Annotated in this window: 20 protein-coding genes; 9 read left to right on the top strand and 11 right to left on the bottom strand. The window is 62.8% G+C overall.

Annotation, left to right across the window (positions count from 1 at the left end; all coding sequences use genetic code 11):
• Positions 1-136: 136 nt before the first annotated feature.
• Entirely contained in the window at positions 137-2,839 is a 2,703-nt protein-coding gene (locus DEQ67_RS03270) for an ABC transporter ATP-binding protein (RefSeq protein ID WP_008605714.1), read from the bottom strand.
• A 168-nt stretch (positions 2,840-3,007) separates the two neighbouring features.
• Here DEQ67_RS03270 and DEQ67_RS03265 point away from each other — a divergent pair, with 168 nt between their 5' ends.
• Positions 3,008-3,517, top strand: a complete 510-nt coding sequence (locus DEQ67_RS03265) for a DUF7529 family protein (protein WP_004065111.1) — start codon at positions 3,008-3,010, stop codon at positions 3,515-3,517.
• 108 nt (positions 3,518-3,625) lie between these two features.
• A complete protein-coding gene (locus DEQ67_RS03260) occupies positions 3,626-4,051 on the top strand; it encodes an EamA family transporter (RefSeq protein WP_004065113.1) in 426 nt (141 codons plus the stop codon).
• Between the two features lie 35 nt (positions 4,052-4,086).
• Here DEQ67_RS03260 and DEQ67_RS03255 read toward each other — a convergent pair whose 3' ends face one another.
• Complete coding sequence (locus DEQ67_RS03255) at positions 4,087-4,599, bottom strand: zinc ribbon domain-containing protein (protein ID WP_115802214.1); 513 nt, start codon at positions 4,597-4,599, stop codon at positions 4,087-4,089.
• A 97-nt stretch (positions 4,600-4,696) separates the two neighbouring features.
• Positions 4,697-5,125 carry a MoaD/ThiS family protein gene (locus DEQ67_RS03250; RefSeq protein WP_013035499.1) on the bottom strand — a complete coding sequence of 143 codons (429 nt, stop codon included), beginning with the start codon at positions 5,123-5,125 and terminating at the stop codon, positions 4,697-4,699.
• Between the two features lie 126 nt (positions 5,126-5,251).
• Between DEQ67_RS03250 and DEQ67_RS03245 the strand changes: the two genes are divergently transcribed.
• Entirely contained in the window at positions 5,252-6,145 is an 894-nt protein-coding gene (locus tag DEQ67_RS03245) for a UbiA family prenyltransferase (RefSeq protein ID WP_115891365.1), read from the top strand.
• A gap of 115 nt (positions 6,146-6,260) precedes the next feature.
• Entirely contained in the window at positions 6,261-8,042 is a 1,782-nt protein-coding gene (locus DEQ67_RS03240) for a histidine kinase N-terminal 7TM domain-containing protein (protein ID WP_115891366.1), read from the top strand.
• Positions 8,043-8,119: 77 nt separating this feature from the next.
• Here the strand turns inward: DEQ67_RS03240 and DEQ67_RS03235 are convergent, their stop codons facing one another.
• Entirely contained in the window at positions 8,120-9,241 is a 1,122-nt protein-coding gene (locus DEQ67_RS03235) for a tyrosine-type recombinase/integrase (protein ID WP_115802213.1), read from the bottom strand.
• Positions 9,242-10,159: 918 nt separating this feature from the next.
• Between DEQ67_RS03235 and DEQ67_RS03230 the strand changes: the two genes are divergently transcribed.
• Positions 10,160-11,602 (top strand): lamin tail domain-containing protein, encoded by a 1,443-nt coding sequence (locus tag DEQ67_RS03230; RefSeq protein WP_006600651.1) that lies wholly within the window; start codon positions 10,160-10,162, stop codon positions 11,600-11,602.
• Positions 11,599-11,907: a DUF3006 domain-containing protein gene (locus DEQ67_RS03225; protein ID WP_115891367.1), complete on the top strand. Its 309-nt coding sequence runs from the start codon at positions 11,599-11,601 to the stop codon at positions 11,905-11,907. Before DEQ67_RS03230 ends, DEQ67_RS03225 begins: the two co-directional genes overlap by 4 nt.
• Before the next feature lie 31 nt (positions 11,908-11,938).
• On the opposite strand, the gene DEQ67_RS03220 is transcribed toward DEQ67_RS03225, so the two are convergent.
• From DEQ67_RS03220 to DEQ67_RS03200, 5 genes are all read right to left on the bottom strand, one after another.
• Positions 11,939-12,868 (bottom strand): transcription initiation factor IIB, encoded by a 930-nt coding sequence (locus DEQ67_RS03220; protein WP_049896132.1) that lies wholly within the window; start codon positions 12,866-12,868, stop codon positions 11,939-11,941.
• A gap of 99 nt (positions 12,869-12,967) precedes the next feature.
• Positions 12,968-13,192, bottom strand: coding sequence for a hypothetical protein (locus DEQ67_RS03215; protein ID WP_006600654.1), 225 nt, complete (start codon positions 13,190-13,192; stop codon positions 12,968-12,970).
• 48 nt (positions 13,193-13,240) lie between these two features.
• The gene (locus DEQ67_RS03210; protein ID WP_223173879.1) at positions 13,241-13,492 is read right to left on the bottom strand and encodes an SWIM zinc finger family protein; all 252 of its coding nucleotides are present in this window, start codon (positions 13,490-13,492) and stop codon (positions 13,241-13,243) included.
• Between the two features lie 620 nt (positions 13,493-14,112).
• The gene (locus DEQ67_RS03205; protein WP_115891408.1) at positions 14,113-14,997 is read right to left on the bottom strand and encodes a DUF955 domain-containing protein; all 885 of its coding nucleotides are present in this window, start codon (positions 14,995-14,997) and stop codon (positions 14,113-14,115) included.
• A 640-nt stretch (positions 14,998-15,637) separates the two neighbouring features.
• A complete protein-coding gene (locus tag DEQ67_RS03200) occupies positions 15,638-16,489 on the bottom strand; it encodes a DNA-binding protein (protein ID WP_115891368.1) in 852 nt (283 codons plus the stop codon).
• Between the two features lie 302 nt (positions 16,490-16,791).
• Between DEQ67_RS03200 and DEQ67_RS03195 the strand changes: the two genes are divergently transcribed.
• Positions 16,792-17,016: a hypothetical protein gene (locus DEQ67_RS03195; RefSeq protein WP_115802210.1), complete on the top strand. Its 225-nt coding sequence runs from the start codon at positions 16,792-16,794 to the stop codon at positions 17,014-17,016.
• Positions 17,017-17,481: 465 nt separating this feature from the next.
• Here DEQ67_RS03195 and DEQ67_RS03190 read toward each other — a convergent pair whose 3' ends face one another.
• Entirely contained in the window at positions 17,482-17,655 is a 174-nt protein-coding gene (locus DEQ67_RS03190) for a hypothetical protein (protein ID WP_222422743.1), read from the bottom strand.
• A 125-nt stretch (positions 17,656-17,780) separates the two neighbouring features.
• On the opposite strand from DEQ67_RS03190, the gene DEQ67_RS03185 reads away from it, so the two are divergent.
• A complete protein-coding gene (locus DEQ67_RS03185; RefSeq protein ID WP_223173878.1) occupies positions 17,781-18,254 on the top strand; it encodes a hypothetical protein in 474 nt (157 codons plus the stop codon).
• 50 nt (positions 18,255-18,304) lie between these two features.
• Complete coding sequence (locus tag DEQ67_RS03180) at positions 18,305-18,568, top strand: hypothetical protein (protein WP_049896150.1); 264 nt, start codon at positions 18,305-18,307, stop codon at positions 18,566-18,568.
• An 18-nt stretch (positions 18,569-18,586) separates the two neighbouring features.
• Here DEQ67_RS03180 and DEQ67_RS03175 read toward each other — a convergent pair whose 3' ends face one another.
• Positions 18,587-18,805 carry a hypothetical protein gene (locus DEQ67_RS03175; RefSeq protein WP_115802713.1) on the bottom strand — a complete coding sequence of 73 codons (219 nt, stop codon included), beginning with the start codon at positions 18,803-18,805 and terminating at the stop codon, positions 18,587-18,589.
• Between the last annotated feature and the right edge of the window lie 1,076 nt (positions 18,806-19,881).

The raw sequence follows: 19,881 nt of genomic DNA, 5'->3' as shown, positions 1-19,881 counted from the left end.
TGATGTGCCCCTATAAAAATAACGAAGAATCGTCCACGGGAACGAATGACACCACCGACCTGTTCCGGTAAAAATACGAGCCAATCAAAAAACGTCTGACAGCTGACGAGACCCCGTATCGGGGCCTGCTCGTCGTCTATTCGTCGACGAGGTGACACGCCGCGGGGTGCGTCTGTTCACCCAGTTCGGGCGCGTCGCGCTCGCAGACGCTCTCGAATCGCTCGCGGAGGATTTCGCCCGCTTCGTCCCAGTCGTCGGCGACGACGCGTTCGAGCGCGCGGTCGACGACGCCCCGGAGTTCCGGCGACAGCGAGTGCGACAAGTGCGACTCGCGGAGTTCGTCCACGACGGCGTCGGCGTCGGCGGTGCCGCCGTCGGCGCTCACCGCTGCTTCGGCGCTCGGGTCGCCCGCATCGAGTGCGGCGTCGCGGGCGGTCTCGACGTCCAGCGCCTCGCGCTCGACGCGCTGGCGGAGGTCCATCACCTCGCGGTAGGCCGCCTGCTCGATGTCGAGGTCGGCCGGGGGGATGACCTGCGGACACCGCGTCCGGAAGTGACAGCCCGACGGCGGATTGATGGGACTCGGCACGTCGCCTTCGAGGATGATGCGGTCGTCGGTCTCGGCGGCCGGGTCGGGCTCCGGAATCGCCGACAGCAACGCCTGCGTGTAGGGGTGTCTCGGGTCGTCGAACAGCTCGTCGGTCGCCGCAACCTCGACGATTTCACCGAGGTACATCACGGCCACGCGGTCGGAGATGTGCCGGACGACGGAGAGGTCGTGCGCGATGAACAGATACGTCAGCCCGAAGCGCTCCTGGAGGTCTTCGAGCAGGTTGAGAATCTGCGCCTGCACGGACACGTCGAGCGCGGAGACGGGTTCGTCGGCGACGATGAAGTCCGGGTCGACCGCGAGCGCGCGGGCGATGCCGACGCGCTGGCGCTGGCCGCCGGAGAGTTCGTGCGGGTAGCGGTCGTACTGGCCGGTTTCGAGGCCGACCGCGTCGAGGAGTTGGTGGACCCGACGACGCCGGCGCTCGCTGGTGGAGTCGCCCGGCGTGACGCGGACGGTGACGCCCGAGACGACATCACCCTCGCGCTCGACTTCGACCTCGGTCCGGAGGCGCTCTTCGACGGCCACGTCGACCTCGCCGTCCGCGACGGTGACGGTCACGGCGGCGGTGGCGACGCCGTTCGAGGAGCCGACGATGGCGTCGATTTCGTCGCTCGCGGTGACCGAGACGCGCTCGGCGTCGATGCCCGTCACGGTCACGTCGGCCTCGCCGCGCACGTTCGGGTCCGACTCGGGGAGGTCGTGGACGTCGAGCGGCTCGCGGATGGTCTGGCCGACCGTCATCCGGGGGTCGAGCGACGACATCGGGTCCTGGAAGATCATCTGCATGTCGCGGCGCATCGCGCGGAGTTCGTCGCTGTCGAGCCCCGAGAGGTCCGTCCCCGAGAAGACGACGCGACCGCCGGTCGGCGGCGTCAGATGCAGGAGGCTCCGCCCGGCGGTTGACTTCCCGCAACCGGACTCCCCGACCAACCCGAGCGTCTCGCCCTCGTACACCGTGAAATCGACGCCGTCGACCGCCTTCACGCTCCGGTCGTCCGCCCCGAGGAATCGGTCGAGGATGCCGTCGGCCTGTTCGTAGTACTTCTGCATGCCGTCGACTTCGAGCAGCGGCGTGTCGGAGGGCTCGGTGCCCGTCGAGGCCTCGATGGCGTCGCCGCCGTACTCGCTGGTGTCGAAGTCGTCGAGGACGCACTTCGAGCGGTGGTCTACCTCGTCGTCGCCGTGTTGCTTGTAGGGTATCTCACCGGAGGTGCACTCCGGCTGGGCCCACGGACATCGGGGCGCGAAGTGACATCCTTCGGGCATATCGATGAGGTCCGGCACGTTGCCCTCGATGGGCGTCAGGCGCTCTTTGTCCTCGCTCGGGAGCGATTCGAGAAGCGTGTACGTGTAGGGGTGCGAGGGGTTGTGGAAGATTTCCTCGACCGGCCCCTCCTCGACGATTTCGCCGGCGTACATGACCGCGACCCGGTCGCACGTCTCCGCGACGACGCCGAGGTCGTGGGTAATCATGAGCACCGACATGCCGAGGTCCTCCTGGAGGTCGTCGATGAGGTCGAGAATCTGCGCCTGAATGGTCACGTCGAGCGCGGTGGTCGGCTCGTCGGCGACGAGCACGCGCGGCTGGCAGGCGAGCGCGATGGCGATGAGGACGCGCTGGCGCATCCCCCCGGAGAACTCGTGGGGGAACTCGTCGACCCGCGCGCCGGGTTCGGGGATGCCGACCGATTCGAGCACCTCGATGGTCCGCTCGACGATTTCGTCGTCGATGTCGCGGCTGATGCGGGGGAGCAGTTCGCGGACCGCGTTGAACCACGAGTCCTTGCGACGCCCGCCGTACTGGTGGAGTCGGAGGCTCTCTGCGACCTGCTCGCCCACCGTCAGCGAGGGGTTCAGCGAGGTCATCGGGTCCTGGAAAATCATGCCGAGCTCGCGCCCGCGGACGGCCCGCAGCGCCTCCTCGGGGGCGTCGACGAGATTGACCACGTCGCCGTCGACGAAGGCGGGGTTGTTGTACTCCTCACGGAACTCCTCGGCGAGCCGGCCGCTTTCGAGTTCGACCGACCCCGAGACGATTTCGCCGGGGTCGTCGACGAGGCCCATCGCCGAAAGTGCCGTCACGCTCTTTCCGGACCCGGACTCACCGACCAGTCCGACCGTCTCGCCCTCGCCGACCGTGAGGTCGAGGCCGTCGACGGCCTTGACCTGACCGCGGCCGGTCGAGAACTGAGTTCGGAGGTCCGAAAGAGAGAGTAGATTCCTCATTGAATGAGAATGACCTGCATGGCGTGAAATACCTTTTCAATTTTTGCCAGTTGATGCGCGGCTGTTGACAACACTCACCACCCCGCAATCGCCCGCGTGACGCGCGAACGCGAGCGACAGCGGCGAGAGAAGCCAAAGTTTAGGTAGCGGACTCCGACACCATGCCGCATGGAAGAACATCCGCTCTCGGACGAGTCGGGCACGTGGGAGACGGTAGTCGCAGAGTGCGAGTCGCTCGCCGACGACTATCGGGAGCGAGACTGGACCGTCGTCGTCGCCCTCCCGGGGGACGTGGTTCCGGTCCCCGCCGCGGGCGACGAAGTGGTCGAACACGTCGGGCTCGACGTGGTCGTCGGCGACGACGTCTACCCCGACCTGGAAGCCGCCGTCGAGGGCGCGACGTTCGACGAGTACGAGGCGTTCCGCGCGGTCTCCGGCGGCCTCGTCTACCTCGCGCTCGTCGTCCGCGCCACCGACGACGAAGTCGCGGTCTGTCTCCCCCTGTACTACCGGCTCGCGGAGTCCGAACGCATGTTCTCGCTCCTCGACGGCGGCGAAACGATGCGGACGAAAGTCCACCCGCTCGACCCCGACAAGGGCGTCGAGTTCGTCCACGAGGACCCCGACCCGCTGCTCCCGCCGGACTGGGACGCCGACCTCTCGGACGAGTTCGCGTAGTCGCCCGCTCGCTGAACCGAGTTCCGAACGCGGTTAGCCGCCCCCGCATAGACACCGCTTATACTGGAGGTCCGGTTTCTTTCGGATAGCGACGCGAGGCGCTATCCGATGGAACTCGCAGAGGTGGACTCGGCTGTCCTGTTCGGTTTGATTACGATGGTGACGTGGGGGATTTGGATCGTCGTGGGCAACGCCGCCTCCGAGTCCATGGACCCGCGGACCGCCGCCGCCATCTCGTATCTCGTCGCGGCGCTGCTCGCGTTCGGCTTCATCGTCGTGTCGGACGCGTCGCTCGTCGTCACCGCGAGAGGGGGACTGCTCGCCGGGGTGGCCGGGCTGTGTACCGGCGTCGGCCTCATTTCGATGTACATCGGCTTCACCCACGGCTCGACGACCGTCGTCTCGACGCTCGGTGCCATGTACTTCGTCGTCGCGGCCGTCATCGGCGTCGTCGTTCTCGGAGAGAACCTCACCGTAACGAAACTCACGGGTATCGCGTTCGCCGTTCTCGGTATCGTCTTGGTCACCCGTTGAGTCGCGCCTCGGCCCGTGGCCCTGCGGTCCCGCGTCTACTCCTCGCGGTCGTCGTCGGTCTCCTCGTCGTCACTCTCCTCGTGATCCGCCGCCTCGTCGCCCGCCGCCTCGCTCACCGAAACCTCCGTCTCGCGGTCCCGCCCCGACTCCCGCTGTAACTCCTCGGCCCGGAGTTCGGCCCGGGTGTAGGCGTCGTACACCGCGTAGAGCCACACCGCGGGCGCGAGGAAGAAGCCGATGAGGACCATCACCGAGGCGGTGGCGACGAGGAAGCCGACCGCGAAGACGAGGCCGCGTTCGAGTTCGCGGTTGTACAGCTGTCCGAGGCCGGGGAAAACCGCAGACAGCACCGCCGCGATGAAGGGATTACCGCCCTCGAACAGGTCGTCGAGCGCCGAGTCGACCGACGACTTCGGCGGGTCGCGCTGCCGGACCCCGCACTCGGGGCAGATTTCGGCGCGCGCGTCGATGACCGCGCCGCAGTCGCGGCAGAACGCCTCGCCCGGGCCGCGTTCGCGAGTCGAGTCGTCCGCGGGGGTCGATGCCATATCTCCCCTCTGTCGGCAGCGGACGTTAGTCCTGTGGCGGTCGGGCGTCAGGACGACCCGCGGCCACGTCCGAAGGCCCCCTCACGGGGACCACCGCTCACACACAGTACAGAAACGGCTTCATCAGCGCGACGCGGTCGCCGTCTTCGAGTCGCGTGTCGAAGCCGTCGAGGTTCTCGTTGAACACGCCGTTGACGAGCACGCGGGCGTAGGGTTGCGTCTGCTCGCCTTCGGGGTTCTTCCGCCACGTCCCCGGCGGCCGGTCCACCCGCGCCCACCCCCGCGTCGTCGCGTCCGCCTCGCGCTCGGCGATGACCAGGTCGCGCACGTCGTACGCCGCGAAGAACGCCTCAAGGAACGCCCGGAGCGTCTCGCCCTCGAAGGTGAACTCCGTCCGGTGGGTGCCCGCGGCCGACCTGACGTGGCCGGTCAGTTTGACCTCGACGGTCGTCTCCACTCGCTCGGCTGTCGCCGCCGTCTCTCCTGTCGCCGCCGTCTCCGCCCGCTCGGCTGTCGGTATCTTCATGCGTCCTCATACGCGCCGGGAGAGAATGAGCGAGGCCCCGAACACGTTCGACCGCGAAACGAACAACCGGGGTGAACTGTTGCCTGCCGCACATCTAATTCGTCGGCGGGACGATTCAAAGGCGCAATGCGAATCGTTCCAACTCGCCTGTACGGTGCGGTCGTGCACAGCTCAGTGTTCCTCGGTGCGTCCACCATCGCCGAGGTGTTCGTCGCGTCCGCGCTCGCCGGTATCGGGCCGAACGTCGCCCTCGCCGTCGGCTTTCTCATCACCGTCGGCATCTACAACTTCGACAAACTAGCGGACCTCGACGCCGACGAAGAGAACTACGCGGAGCGGACCGCGTTCGTCGCCGCCCACCCGCGGCTGTACGCCGGCTTCTCGGCGCTCGCAGTCGTCGGCGCGCTCTGGCTCGCCGTCCGGCACGGCGGCGTCTACGGACTCGGGCTGACGCTGTTTCCGGGCGTCGTCGCGGTGTTTTACAGCGCCCCGGTCGTCCCGCTTCCGTCCGTCGACCGGCTCAAGGATATCTTCCTCGTCAACACGGCGTCGGTGTCGCTCGCGTGGGCGGTCCTCGTCGGCTTCGCCCCGCTCGCGGTCGCCGCGACCGCGCCCGAGTACGCCGCGGGCGCGGCCGTCGCGGCGGTCTGGTTCTTCCTCCGTTCGGCCATCTCGGTCGAGGTCCACAACGTCCGAGACGTGGCGGGCGACGCGCAGAACGGCGTCGAGACCCTGCCGACGGTCATCGGCGTCCGCCGGACGCAACTGAGCCTCTACGCGCTGGAACTGGTCTCGGTCGGACTCGTGTGGGTCGCGGCGCGAGCCGGTGTGGTCCCCGCGTGGGCCCCGTTCGCGCTCTTGCCCGCCGTCGCCTACTCGACGTGGATTACGTACGCGCTCACCGAGACGGACCGGTCGGTCGAGCGGCTCTGTACGCTCCGCGACGCGGAGGGTGTGCTGATGGCCGTCGGCGTCGCGGTCGTCGCCGCGACCGTCGGAACCGGCGGTACGCTCGCGTAACGCGTCGGTCGGAGACGGGACACCCGAGACCGGCGCGGAGTCGGACCCCGGGCCGGGACAGTCGGACCCGGTTCTTGAATACTCTTTTGACATATGGTGTATAATTACCGTGGTAGTGACTCCGAACATCGAGTGGAGGGCCGTCGAACAGTTGGTGTTCGGAGGAGCGGTCGGTCCCCAGCTACTCACCCAGCCGGTTTCCCTCGTGGTCATCATCATCGGGCTGATGGTCACGTCCGGCGTCGTAAGCGGCTACGTCGCCCTGTTCGCGTGGCAACGGCGGTCGATGCCCGGGGCTATCGGGCTGGGCGTGCTCGCCCTCGCCAGCGGGTGGTGGTCGTCGGGCTACCTCCTCGAACTCATCGTCGCGGACGTGACACTCAAGCTCACGCTCGCTGACCTCCAGTGGGTCGGCGTGCTCGTGGCACCCATCGCCTGGTTCTTCTTCGCGTTCTCCTACGCCGGCCGGGACCGATTCACCGCTCGGCCGTCGCTTTGCGTCCTCTCGGTGCTCCCGGTAATCGGCCTCGTCGCCGTCTGGACCAACTCCCTCCACCACCTGATGTGGACGTCGGTCACCGTCGTTCCCGCGGTCGGCCGGGCCATCACCATCCTCCAGATGGAGTGGGGGCCGCTGTACTGGGTCGTACTGGGATACAGCTATCTGCTGTGGCTCGCTGGCGCGGTCGTCATCCTCCGAACGGCGCTCGATATGCCGGACATCTACCGGTTACAGGCGATCACGCTCGTCCTCGGGACGCTGATGCCCGTGCTCGGGAACTTCGCCACGACGCTCCTCGAACTGTACGGCGCGGCAATCGACATGACGCCCGCGGCGTTCACGTTTGCGGGGCTCGCCTGCACCGTCGCTATCAGCCGCTACGAGCTCCTCGAATCCCGACCGGTCCCCCGCTGGGTCGCCCGCGAGCGCGTCGTCGAGACGATGGCCGACGCGGTGGTCGTCACCGACACCAAGTGGCGCGTCACCGACGTGAACCGGGCGGCCGCGCGGGTTCTGAACGACACCGCGGACGAGCTCAAAGGCCGCCCCGTCGGCGACGTTATCGATGAGTTCTCGCCCGACCAGCGGGACACGGACCAAGTCACGGTCAGACTCGGGTCGAGCCAGCGGTACTTCGAACTCCGGACGAGCGCCTTCTGCGACCACCACGGCCGCGACATCGGCCACGCGCTCGTCTTCCGCGACGTGACCGACCGCCGGCTGAACCTCCAACAGCTCGAAGTGATGAACCGCGTCCTCCGCCACAATCTTCGGACCGAAGCGAACCTCCTCGAAGGCTACGCCAACCTCGTCTTGGACGACATCGACGGCGGCGAGTTCGACGACGCGCGGGACCACGCGAAGACGCTCCAAGACCACGCGAAAACGCTCGTCAACATCAGCCAGAAAGCGCGAAAGCTCGGTGTGACCCGCGGCAGCGACGGGAACGGCGACGTGCAACTGCACCCCGCGGCCGTCCAGATACGCGCCGCCGCGGACGCCGTCCGCACCGACTTCGCCTGTGCGAACGTCCGACTCGTCGAACTCCCCGACCGCGACGTGGTCTGTGCGCCCACGCTCGAACCAATCGTCCGCGAGCTCGTCGAAAACGGCGTCCAACACAACGGGTCGTCGACGCCGGTCGTCTCCGTGACGGCGGGCTGGGAGGACGACGAACTCGTGATTCGAATCGAGGACAACGGCCCCGGCATCAACGCGAGCGAACTCGCCGCCATCGACGCCCACGGCGAGACGCAACTTCGACACGCGAGCGGCCTCGGCCTCTGGCTGGTGAAGTGGGGCGTCGACCAGCTCGGCGGGACGGTCGTGTTCCATCGCCGCGAGGAGGGCGGGACCGAAGTGGTGCTTCGCATCCAGGCGGTGCGGGCCGAATAGCGTATACCTGACTTATTCACACATCGCCGAAAAGATGACTGCAGAGACTAAGTAGAGTACTTCTGCACTCGGCCTGTCTAAACTTCCGGAGTTAGTTTGTAGATCTGTTCCCGGTACGTTGCTTCAATATCTTTGTAATAGGCGTGAAGATACGCATCGATCCCACTACTGTTCGTGAAACTACCAGTACGGTCGCCGCGGAGATACTTCACGAGTTGCCGATTCAGATTTTGTTCAACACGCCAGTATGTGGTGAATCGATGTCGACCGAAGTGACTCGTGATCGGTCGGTGTGAATCTGTTCCTGCGTACTCCGGATGGAAGTTTGTCTTCCAGACCTTGTTCACACCCTTTACAGTCATCTTGGTGTGACTCTTTTTTGAAAGGAACAGCCATGACTCACCGTTCTTCGGCCGTGCGTAAAGATAGCGGTCAAGAAGCGAACAGAGTTCTGTATCTAATGGGAGCAGTCGCGGTCTAACTGATTTGTTCCCGTTCCGTTCATCCCGAGACGGAATATACACGAGGTTTGACCGTGTGCCTAGTGCTTCGTGCGAGCCGAGGTTGGAGTATGCTTCAGTTGTACGCGACGCTGTTAGTCGACAATCTTCGAGACGGAGGTTCGAAACTTCACCGGCGCGTAGGCCAAGCTTCAACTGAAGCATGATGAGTGTTCTCCCTCGGAGACTGGTTACGGAGGCAATCATATCTCGTAGCTCTGGAATCGTGACCTTTCGATGCTCCTTAGTCTTCTTGACACGCAACGGGACCCGTTTCTTGGCTAGCTCGAATGGGTTGTAGCCGTCTTTATGTGGGAACACGGGGTCTGCCTGCCAGTACTGATACGCCCGGTTGAGCTTGCGTAGTTTTTCTTTAATCGTTCGTGATGTGTTTTCGCGGCCACCCTCTTGTTTTGGTGCACGCTGTGTCTCGATGTAAGCCTCCACATGTTCAAGCGCAGGACAAGCCGGATGTCGTCCCATCTCATACATATGTGAGCGCCACTCGTCGAAGACATACGCAAAGTGTCCCAGAGTTGCTGAAGAGAGATTTCGTGCGTTTAGTACTTCCTCTGAGAACACCTGGAATGGGTCGACGGTCGTCTCGTTGAACGTCGGTTCAAGCGCGGCAAGTGGGTCTATGGACTGACCGAATTCATCCGCTAATGTCTCACGAGAAGTTGACTGACGTTCAGTCACGCAGAATCATCTCGCTTGTTCCGTTGGCGAACAGCCTCCCATTTGTCAATTTTCACACCCCAGAGATCACCAGTCGCACCACCGGCAATGACAGCAAGCATTACTGGAGAATACCGATGTGGGTGGTCGGTATGCCAAAGCAACCAATCGTAGAAGCGCTTGATTCGAATCCAGTAATTGTACGCAGTTGCAGGTGATTTATCATCTAGAAGGCTTCGACACCAACGCTCAACGTGTGTTGGTGTCGCAAGAGCGTGATGACGCTGCAAATCACCCATATGTTCGAGCCAATGTGATCCGGCTCGATCAACGGCCTCGTTGTACCGTCGACCAGAGCCACGTCCGTACTCGTATTCCTCACAAAATTCAGTCCAAACATCTCGGTCTCGGTACGTCGGCCGATACCGTGACAGTCGGTGAATCTCAGGAATATCACCAATACGAGCGTATATTCCAACACGATCTATCGCAACTCTTGATTTCGTTCGTCTCATACGTAATCGTCGACCGAATACAGCCGACACACCTGTCGGCTGTTATAAAATTACAGTACGGTCATTCACCAGTGATAGCGATCAATTTCACGTCTCTAAAAGATCTCTCGTGATCGTACCAGCGTAGCTTATCGAAATAGATCCTAACAATAGCATAATTGAAGACGCTATGCCATGTCTACAGATAGTTGTCAAGATATACGAACAATACTCCCCAAACATACCCAATCGATGACGGTCCCAACTCTGACTGACTGGGAGTCCACAGGCACTCGCCGACCTCAACAGTGAGTGGTTCGGGATTAAGATGCAGCGATGCCTGACGAGAGCGCGGTCATCAACTACGGCCCGGATACACACAACCGAGCGGAGATCCCCCTTGCCGACGACTAAAAGATAAACCGCCTGCCGGCGATGTCGTCATATGGCTCCCCAGGTTCAGACGGTTGCGGTCGTCCTTCTCGTCTTCATCGCCGGCTGTTCTGGTGCCGGTGGCCCCGTCGAGACGGGGGCAACCGCGTCGCCGGCAGCAACACCCACGTCGACGCCGATTGCGACGACACAGACTCCCCAAACTGTCGCGTCGGTCAACGGGACACTCGAAGTCCATTTCATCAACGTCGGCCAGTCCGTCAGTACGCTCCTCGTCGCCCCCAACGGAGAGACGATGCTCATCGACACCGGTGATTTCCGAGATGACGGTGAACACGTGCTTTCGTACCTCCAATCGCACGGTATCGACCGCATCGACTATCTCGTGACCTCACATTCCGATGCGGACCATATCGGTGGGAACGCAGCTGTTATCGACTACTTCGAAACACAGGCAGACGGTATCGGTGCGGTGTACGACCCCGGAATCACCTCCACGTCGCAGACGTACGAGGCGTATCTCGACGCCGTCGAACAACACGACGTGCCGCTGTACCGGACACAGGCCGGCGACGAGATTCAGATGGGTGATGTGACCTCCCAAGTCCTGTCGCCGCCCGAGGGCTACCTGGCAAACGAAGACCGCAACGAGAACAGTATCGTCCTCATGACCCAGTTCGGGACGAGTCGGTTCCTGTTTACCGGCGATGCCGAACACGAAGCCGAAGAGTATCTCGTCGACACGTACGGCTCGAAGTTGCACTCGACGGTACTCAAAACGGGCCACCACGGCTCGGGTGGAAGTACGACGGCCCCGTTCTTGGCAGCGGCCCAGCCGAACGTCGCCGTCGTCTCGAGCGCGTATGACTCCCAATACGGCCATCCGAACGAAGAGACGCTGTCCCGGCTGGCAGCGCAGTCCGTTCCAACGTACTGGACGGCAACCCACGGCACGATTGTCTTCGAAAGCGATGGCCAGCGCGTCACCGTGCGTACCCAACGGGATGCACCGATCGAGCCAACACACCTCCGCGAGGGAATGCCAATTGGACCGGGGACGACTGGTGAGGTGACCGCCCGGACGACCATCACGACCAACGGAACGGTCGCGACGCTCACGCCAGTCGCAACCGACGGTGGGACTGAGACCGAGACACCCGCTTCGTCGCTCGCAGTCGCTGACGTCCACGCCGATGCTGCGGGGGTCGACACGGACAACCTGAACGACGAGTACATCGTCTTCGAGAACACGGGGACTGACATTCTCGATGTCTCCGGCTGGTCAGTGTCCGATGCCGCAGGCCGGACCTACACCTTCCCATCGGGGACGACACTCGACGCAAGTGCAACGGTCACCCTCCACACCGGAACTGGCACGGATACGTCAACAGACTACTACTGGGGCTTCGGGTCGGCTATCTGGAACAACGGTGGCGATACCATCACCGTGACGGATAATACCGGCGCGCTCGTACTCAAAGAGGCCTACGCATGATTCCAGACGGGACATACACGGCGACAGTCGACCGGTTCGAGGACGACCGCGCGGTGTTGCTCGTCGAAGCCGACGGTCGGGATCTCGACCAACTCGTCGTCGACCGCGACGAGTTACCATGGCGAGCGAGAAGCCAAAACGCGGTCTTGACGATTTCCGTCGCCGAGGGCGAATACGACGGTGGCCGGTACGAACCCGACGAGACCGACGCACGGACGAATGCGGCCCAGTCACGCTTCGACCGACTCTCGCGACGTCCGCCGGCCGCTGCCGACGAAGACGACGAAGACGACGAAGACAACTGAGCCAACAGCAGACGACTGTCGCCGCCGTTTCTCACGCCAGTTCGGTGAGTTCGACATAGCGTGCTCTGAGCGTTGGGACCGACACGTCCGCGAGTGCGGCGAGTTCGGTTTGTGTCGGGGCGACATCGTGTTCCGTTCCCGCGAGATAGAGACACGCCGCGGCGACGCCAGCCGGATTCCGCCCGTTCGTAATCCCATCCTCGTCGGCAGTTGTCGCGAGTTCGTACGCCCGCGATTGCACCTGCGAGGAGAGTCCGCTGTCCGACCCGAGCCGAGTAACGTACGTTCGAGCGGTGACGACCTGCGCATCGATTCCTAACTCGCTGTTGAGCGCCCGGTAGCCCGTCTGGACCTGGTCACACGAACAGCGCGCGACACTCGCGATTTCATCACGTGGGCGCGGCAGACCACGACGACGGCACGTCGCATAAAGGCTCCCCGCGGCAATCATCTCGACAGACCGCCCTCGGATGAGGTCTGCGTCCTGAGCACGTCGGTAGAGCTGACTCGCCTCTTCGATAAGACTCCACGAGAGGTCGAGTGCGCTCCCCATCCGGCTAATCTCACCGAGCGCCGTCGAGAGATTCCGCTCCGCTTTCGACTCGAAGCGTGCCCGCCGATGCTCGCGCCGAAGCCGGTGGAGTTGGCGTCGCTTCTTTCCTGACACCGTCCGTCCGTTCGCATCACGGTTGTAGCCGATTTCCGCTGAAACGCCTCTGTCGTGCCGCGTCGGGGTGAGTTTCCCACCCGTCCGTGGAACTGAATGTGGGTCCTCTTCGAACACGCGCGGTCCGTGCGTGTGGTCGAAATAGTACTGGTCGACGATGAGTCCACACCCCTCGCAAGCTGTTTCACCGCCATCCGTCCTCAGCCGTCCGTCACATTCGGGACACTCGCTGGCGTCGATGGATTTCCCGCACGATTCGTCGAAGGTTCGGTCGTAGATTTCTCTCAGAGACATGAGTGTCGGTCGTGAAGTGGCCTGATTCGCCACCCCGCACCCCTCAGGGTAAATAAAATTGGCTGCTAGCGCGTCGGGTGTCGTCGCGTCGACTGCGACCTACACCGGCTGGTTCGGACAGCCCTGCTCAAACCCGGACGGCTCGTTCCGTTCGTCTCCGCACTGGACACAGCGCCAGATGCGCCGCCGACCCTGGTCGAACTGCGTGAGTGTTTCGAGTGACGGTGCTCCGTCGTCGTCCCACTCGGTGACGACGAGAATCTCGTGTCCGGTCGGTGTTCGCTCGGCGATGCCGCTGTCGTGTTCGGTATGATTCGGTGCCATTGGAAGTACGAGGGAAGTTCCCCCGCACCCCTCAGGGGGTGATAAAACTCACCGCGAGGGCCCGAACGCACTCGTCTCTCGTCGCGACTCCGCCGCACACCGCGCGAAGCGCCCGTCCGGCTGAGGCAGGATACGCGTCCGGAGTTCGAATAACACCCGTCTCAGGTGCTTGCACTCGACACCGCGTTTCTGGTGGTCCGGACAGCTACACGTCCCCGCTGCGATATCGACCTCGTAGGTGTTCCCGCTCGATGACTCGACGTCGTAGCGCGGGCCGACGGTCCCGAACCGAATAGTCATCGCTTCGGTGAGTGCTTTCCACGTCCGTGAGTCTTCGACTGCGTAGCCCCCGTCGCTCACGAGCGGGCGGCCGGGTATCGAACGACACGGTTCGCGGAACTCGTCGCGCCGGTTTCGCTCGTGACCGCAGTTCCGACAGCGCCAAAACCGCGTTCGATAGCCGTCGCCATCGGAGAGTTCGATATCGTAGTCAGTTGGCTTGCTTCCTGGCAGCCACTCGGTCACACGGACGAGGTTGTGGCCGCGGTGAGTCGTTGACGCTGCTGACTGTCTGCTGGGTGGTCGTTGCGTTGTCATTAGAACGGCGAACGCTCGTGATGAGCCCCCGCACCCTGTGTGGGGGCGATAAAACGTCTCGGCGGTCGCTCACGCCCACCGGCCAAGCGACGTCTCGGTTGTCTCCGCGAGCGCTCGTTCGATTCGCGCCTGGGTCCAACCACACGGGGCCAATACACTCGTCGCCGCCCGAATCAGCGCCGTCTCGTAGAACCCCGCATCGTACGTCGACGGCGCTTCTTCGCGGAGCGCAACGCGTTCACGACCGCGCTTGTCGTCGTACGCTTCGAGTAGAGTGCAACTGGAACCTGTGCGGTTCTTCGGGAGTTACCCGTGTCTCCATACTACCGTACTCGTTGGTTCCCCCCAACTGCATCATCAATCGCCCCGAGTATCGACACCGTCACCGACCGAATCCGATTGAGCCGTTCGAGAACCGAATCGGCGTCCTCGCCCGCCCACGCAGCGAGGTAGAACGCTGAATTACACACATCCAACCCGAACTGCCGACCGACGAGATACGCGACTGCTTCCGCTTCGACTTCGCGCAGCGACCGCTCTGGGAGGATCGTCCGGTCTGCGTGCAACAGCCCATGAGCGACCTCGTGGACGAGCGTCGTCGCCATATCCGCCTCGTTCGGTCGCTGTCTGACTGCGACGCTTGGTCGGTGTCCCTGCGAGAATTCACACACACCGCGCGCCGCACCGTGGACCCACTCACTCGGAGACACGAGTGACACGTCCACCCCGAGCGACTCCGCCGCGGCACAGAGTATGGGAACGAGTCCGCTCGCGTCACCGTACGTGGCAGTCTCCAACGACGGAAGCGACTCGCCCGTCGTCTGTGACACGTCGAACACGGGGACCGGCTTGAACGACCTTAGTTGACTCGACCAGTCGGTGTACGGGACACCGTCACTCTCACAGTCGTCGTTGTGGCTGGACTTTGGTTTGCCACAGGCCGGACAGACTTTGGCTGTGATTGGAGCCCAGATCCAAATCGCCGACTCACCTTCCGAAACCTGTCTGTCGAACTCCGTTTGCCACGTTCGGTAGCCCGCGACGTGCGTCGCATCCGGACATTGCAGCGAGATCAGGAGAGCGTTCCGCGCGGAGTAATCGTGAAACTGGCTCTGGACGTCGAGCCACCGCTGGAACGCGTCGCTTGCGTGTGCGGTGGTCGTCTCGGCGAGAAGGTCGGCAATCCAGTCGTCGAGCGCGTCGTGCATCTCGTCGGTACGGGTGGGTGCGTCGCTGAACGTCGCTGTCTGCGTGGCTGTGTCTGGCTGTGACATTTCGAATCAGCAGGGCGAGTTGCCGCCCCGCACCCGAAGGGGGCAGATAAAATTCGGAGCGCGAATGGCCGTGGTTAACGGCTGTCCGAGAGACGCGTCTGGTGTATCTTAATCACGATTTTACTAATCATGATTTTACTATCTGAGTTGGTTAACTGGTGTTTGAGAGTTGAATCACTTGATGGCCATTCTGAGGCGAACCTTACCCTAGTAGCGAGGTCACCAACTCTGGATTGGAAAAGTCGAATTAGTAGTTAGGCTGCCACGGCTGGTTACAATTCGGGCATCGATCCGGAGCCGTTGCAATGTTGTCGTATGACTGGACGTTTCCGCAAGAACTGCACATCATTTCCCGTGCCATGGCCGCTGCTACTGTCAGCAATTGACTAAGTTGTAGGGTAGTTGATGAGTCGGTTCTGTACTGGTTGCCTCCCAATGAGCGGAGAGACCTATTCCTGTTTTTGAGGTCGTGGCTGCGCGCGCAGCACCGCAGGTGCGAGCACGGAGCGGTGGATGGGGAGGTGGGGTCTGGGCTGGTGGATACGTAAAAAAAGAACACACCCGCCGGCGACGCCTACTCAGCCCACCACGCCTCGCGCGCTGGGAAGCTGATGTCGGACCACCCCGTCACAGCCACCGACACGCGTCCACCGTACCAGCTCTTTGCGACGTTCCGCAGCGTCACCCGCTCGCCTTCTCTCACAGCCGGTTTTCTCGACTTGGCCCAAATGGTGAATTTCGTCGTTCCAGTTTCGTCCTCGATGAGTCCCACTTGTTGAATCGCCGCGCTCGACGACTCCCACAACTGCGTAATCGTACCTTCAATCGACACTTCACGACGACTGACCTCACTGACCGCCGCAATCGGAATCACCGTCCCGGGTGCCTGTTGCAACTCCTCGAACACACCCACGACCGCGCTCATCATCGAGTTCCCGTCTGCGACTACTTCGGCCAGCCGCCGACTGATCGCTGCCCGCGACCACCCATCCAGTTTCGACTGCATCCGTGCCGCCTCCCTGTTCACAACGCCCAACTGTTCAGCCGTCAGTTGCTCACGCGGATCCACCTCCTCCGGGTCGGCCCACCGATTCACACACCCTGCGCGTTTCTTGAACGCACGCGTTGCTTCAATACTTGACTGCTCCACCGCCGTCGCCGTCCGCGCTTCCCGACTCGACATCTGTCTCCGGTCCCACCGTTCACGCGTCTGTTCGATTTCCCACTCACGTGCAGCCAGCCGCTCTTCTTCCGCGAGGGTCAGTCCCCGACCAACCGCTTTTGGATTGTTCAGGTCAACTTTGGCTTGAATCTCGAGTTCAACTGTGGGATGGAGCGCTGGCGTCTCATCGACTACGTCGTCGTCGACTGTCGAGGGGTGATTGCTGTGCGAAACTTCATTACGGAACTGTTTCTTACTACTCATTGTCGTTCTCTGAAAGGCGCTCACTCGGCGTCTTCTTCCGACACCACGACTCTCCAGCCGCAGCTTTCTCACAGACTGACCGACACCAATCGTCTCACGGCGACGCCGCCGCGCCTTCGCCGGCTTGTCCGGCGCGGCGCGTCGCCAACAGGTGTCCCCCACAGACGAGTACGGGGGTGAACCTCGAGGTGAGCGCGCGGTCAGGGCAGTCAATCCACCGACTCGCGGGTCGTCGACCCCGTGCAGGCCGTCCGTCGGAGACGCAACGGCTGAACCGGGACGACGAGACGGCAAGCGGGGGGTTGACAGTCCTGAACGGCGTCGCATACGGCCACAGCGAGGCCGCAGAGAGCGAGGACCCGCCGGACCAGCACCGCGCCCGGACCCGCACGAGCCTGTCCCGTCCGTCGCAGACGCAACGGAAACGCCTCGTGCGGCAGCCCGGTGCGGGCTGGATGCCCGCGGACCCACAGCTCGTCGCGGCCGAGTTTGAGCGCACGCCCGGCAGGCCGCACAGCCAGCCCTGAGTGAGCCCCGGACCGTGGCATACTGGGGGTGAGCACGGCGACCCCCAGTAGCCACCGCAGCCCGGACGAACGAGGGGTGAGGGCAATCGCCCGAACGGCGAGCAGCCCGCCCGGACCGCGCAAGCGGCCACGTCTGAACCAGCCGGCCGGCGGCGCGACCGCATCGAGGGAGCGCCGACCCAACGGCTGGTGAAGATGCAGCCAGCCCGGTCTCGGTCACGGCCCGGACGGGGGCCGAGCGCTCGCAGGCCCGCCCTCGGGGCTGACCGGTATCGGGTGGCTGCACCCGGCCCGACCCGGCCCCGCGACCGTGACCCGTCCGTCGCAGACGCAACGGCAGCGCGAAACGCCCGGGCCCGGCAGGAACGGTCTGCCCGCCGGAGCGCGCACAACCCGAGCAGTCGCCCCCAAGCGTACGGACGCGCGTCGCTGTTCACTTTGGGAGCGACGCTTGGGAGACGCCCACTACTCGGTCACGTCGTCGATGAACTGCTTGGAGAGACCCGACGTGACAGCCAGCAATATCGTCACATAGCTTCGGTGTGAAGTGTTCGTATGGGACTCGAAATTGATGAGGAGCGATTGGGGGCCGTCCTCGAAGCGCTTCCGACCGCTGCACACGACGGCGTCGGCCGACACGTCCACTTCACTCGCCAGAAGTACGAGACCATCTACGAAATTAACCCGAGACGATTGCTGGCGACCTCGACCGTGTGTTTGCGATTACGGTCCGGCAACGAGCAGGTTCCATTGGCACTCCCCGATTGACTGCCGCCCAAGAGCGGTTCGATGCTGGCGCGTTTCGTGCAGCGGAAACGCACGATGAGGCATACAAGTTACTGACTGCAATTGATGATGTTGGTCAGAAGATTGCGAACGAGTATCTCCGAAAAGTCGTTCACGCGTTCGAATTCCGGGACTCGTGGGTGGAGGATCTCCGCGTCCCGCTTGATACACACGTCACGAGAGCACTCATCGACCCGAAGTGTATCCACGAGAGCAATGGGAGTCGCACAGACCGAACGACGGTCGCCGCAGTTTTCAACCCTAATTCGGGGAGCAACCCATCAACACGAATCGCCGTCGACGACATGCAAGCGGCGTTCAAACGGGTCGCCGAAACACAGGGAACTGACCGAATCGCTTTCGACGAACTCTGGTCGGAACACAAGTTCTTCCTCTCGATTCCGGAGTTTCGAGACAAAAGCTGTCTGAGTGAGTTCCTCAACTCGCGGTGAAGATGTTGGGCCACGACGACTTTACTTCTGCATCACGTCTGAGAGACACGATGAGTCTACTTACTGCAGTCGTCGTGTTCCTCGTCGGCTTCGTCTCGGGGGTGGTGGTTCGAACAGTGGCCGGACTCGCAGCCATCGTTGCACTTCTGTTAGTCGTCTTCGGCGTGGCCGCGCCAGATATCGGCCTCATCAATTATATCGCGACACAGTACTACCAGGGGAATGAACTGCTCTTCCTTGCTGGACTCCTGTTTGGGATCGACGCCAAACAGACTCGGCGAGTCGTCGTCGACCGCGGAACAAGTTCGAAGTGATGTGAGGGGATTTCGGCCCTACTTGTTCACGTCACTGATATCCAACCGTTCGTGCACCTGTTCTGTCCGCGCCAGCAGTTGCGTGTACGCCGTCGTATTCCGGCCCGGTGGGGTCCGCGGCACGCCATCGAGTTCGTCGACGACGACGGCCGTCTGCAACAACAACTGGACGAGTTGCGCGGGGGCGACACCTTCGTCCGCGTAGAGGCGAAGCCACGCAAACAGTTCGAGTGTCATCTGTTGTTCGGTCGCGCTATCGACAGTCGTCTCCGTCTCGCAGTGGACACACATCGTGAATCAACACAGGCCAGAACACGCGCCTGCAGGGGTGCAGGCGCGCGATAAAACACCTCGGTGCGCCCCCACGAGCTGACCACAGACGTGACGGCTACCGACCAGTTACCGGGTGGGAGTGAACGGGGTCGCGGCGAGGACGAAGACGGCCGACTGTAGCACCGCAGGCCGAAGGCCGAGGCGCGCACGGAGGTCTTCGAGTCGTCGCCGCGGGGGCGTTCGAAGTCACACACGAACACAGCGAACAGCCTCGCGACCCGCTTCTCCACCCATCACAACCGCAACCAGCAAAACACCGACCACCCACCACGATTCTCGTCTGCTGCCACCGCACGCACCCGTGCTTCCACCGCCTGGCGAGTCGCACATTCACGAGGGGAATACTCAGGTGCGATTCTACACCCGTGATAGCGAGGAGAAACCGGGACGCACGCGCTACACCCACAGTTTCCAGGGATGTACATGGACGGCCTGCTCCCGTAAGGGTGTACTCGGTTGTAACCAGCGTGGGGGTGTAGCGAACCGGCATCGAGTCATTCAATTCACCCACACCAACAACCCGTTTTGCTCGGATACCTCATCTTCGACCACTCTCGGGACGTGTTTGGATTGGATACTAGTGCCGTTCGCTGGTGCTCACACTCGTCTGGGTGCCACTGTTCACGATTGGTGAGTTTCCTTGATCCCGGATACAATCCATCGTACGGGGGGTGTATCGCCTGTTTTCGGGAGTAGTTATTCGGACCTGTTGCGTCGCGTTCACCCGACTGACTCGTCGCGACATCTCCTTGTCTATCACCTCACGACAACCCCGTTCTCCCCGTGTTCGCTCGCCAGCACACGTCTCTCACGCGTTGCTCCACTCGCACTAGTGGCCGGCAATTGCCGACTTTGTGTAGGGTATTACGATGGCTGGGTTTGTTGGGTCGACATCTTGGCTGGAGGGGATGTTGTTGCGGGCATGTGCAAGGGGTGTAATCCAGTCGAAAGAGAGGTTGCTTCAACGTCCACGTATTCGA

Origin of the sequence: Haloferax sp. Atlit-48N, from assembly GCF_003383015.2 — an archaeon.
Classification (GTDB): domain Archaea; phylum Halobacteriota; class Halobacteria; order Halobacteriales; family Haloferacaceae; genus Haloferax; species Haloferax volcanii.
This window is presented reverse-complemented; position numbering and strand designations above follow the sequence as displayed.

What these genes read in the sequence shown, in the direction of transcription:
- DEQ67_RS03220 (WP_049896132.1), bottom strand. Translation starts at nt 12,868, where the DNA reads ATGTCTCTGAGAGAAATCTACGACCGAACCTTCGACGAATCGTGCGGG.
- DEQ67_RS03180 (WP_049896150.1), top strand. Translation starts at nt 18,305, where the DNA reads ATGAGTCTACTTACTGCAGTCGTCGTGTTCCTCGTCGGCTTCGTCTCG.
- DEQ67_RS03210 (WP_223173879.1), bottom strand. Translation starts at nt 13,492, where the DNA reads ATGACTATTCGGTTCGGGACCGTCGGCCCGCGCTACGACGTCGAGTCA.
- DEQ67_RS03200 (WP_115891368.1), bottom strand. Translation starts at nt 16,489, where the DNA reads ATGAGTAGTAAGAAACAGTTCCGTAATGAAGTTTCGCACAGCAATCAC.
- DEQ67_RS03215 (WP_006600654.1), bottom strand. Translation starts at nt 13,192, where the DNA reads ATGGCACCGAATCATACCGAACACGACAGCGGCATCGCCGAGCGAACA.
- DEQ67_RS03175 (WP_115802713.1), bottom strand. Translation starts at nt 18,805, where the DNA reads ATGACACTCGAACTGTTTGCGTGGCTTCGCCTCTACGCGGACGAAGGT.
- DEQ67_RS03245 (WP_115891365.1), top strand. Translation starts at nt 5,252, where the DNA reads ATGCGAATCGTTCCAACTCGCCTGTACGGTGCGGTCGTGCACAGCTCA.
- DEQ67_RS03225 (WP_115891367.1), top strand. Translation starts at nt 11,599, where the DNA reads ATGATTCCAGACGGGACATACACGGCGACAGTCGACCGGTTCGAGGAC.
- DEQ67_RS03230 (WP_006600651.1), top strand. Translation starts at nt 10,160, where the DNA reads ATGGCTCCCCAGGTTCAGACGGTTGCGGTCGTCCTTCTCGTCTTCATC.
- DEQ67_RS03265 (WP_004065111.1), top strand. Translation starts at nt 3,008, where the DNA reads ATGGAAGAACATCCGCTCTCGGACGAGTCGGGCACGTGGGAGACGGTA.
- DEQ67_RS03260 (WP_004065113.1), top strand. Translation starts at nt 3,626, where the DNA reads ATGGAACTCGCAGAGGTGGACTCGGCTGTCCTGTTCGGTTTGATTACG.
- DEQ67_RS03270 (WP_008605714.1), bottom strand. Translation starts at nt 2,839, where the DNA reads ATGAGGAATCTACTCTCTCTTTCGGACCTCCGAACTCAGTTCTCGACC.
- DEQ67_RS03250 (WP_013035499.1), bottom strand. Translation starts at nt 5,125, where the DNA reads ATGAAGATACCGACAGCCGAGCGGGCGGAGACGGCGGCGACAGGAGAG.
- DEQ67_RS03255 (WP_115802214.1), bottom strand. Translation starts at nt 4,599, where the DNA reads ATGGCATCGACCCCCGCGGACGACTCGACTCGCGAACGCGGCCCGGGC.
- DEQ67_RS03205 (WP_115891408.1), bottom strand. Translation starts at nt 14,997, where the DNA reads ATGCACGACGCGCTCGACGACTGGATTGCCGACCTTCTCGCCGAGACG.